This window comes from Dietzia sp. IBK-p2-15D (assembly GCF_057773105.1).
This window is the reverse complement of the sequence record NZ_JBYMTK010000146.1, coordinates 1-255: the sequence shown is the minus strand read 5'-3', so window position 1 is coordinate 255 and position 255 is coordinate 1. Positions and strand designations below refer to the sequence as shown.

Below are 255 nucleotides of genomic sequence, written 5' to 3'. Positions count from 1 at the left end.
TGGCGTCCACCGCGGTGGAGGCGCCCGGGGAGGCTCCGAGCAGACCCGCGATGGACCCGTCCGCCGCGTTGACCACGGCGGTGCCGAACTCGAGGGTTCCGCCCCGGCCGCTGGGCTTGATCACCTGAACACGCTGGCCGGCGATGACCTTCTCCCACTCCCCGTCCTGCGCCGAGGGCACGAAGTCGCGCAGTGCGTCGACCCGCGCACCGTGGTTCTTCGCGAGTTCGGTGATGAGGTACTTGACCAGGCTCA

At 70.2% G+C, this 255-nt stretch carries 1 protein-coding gene; it reads right to left on the bottom strand.

The window, feature by feature from the left end; genetic code table 11:
- Positions 1–255: malate:quinone oxidoreductase (locus AC3DEV_RS17285; protein WP_488372922.1), on the bottom strand; the 255-nt coding region annotated here is incomplete at both ends.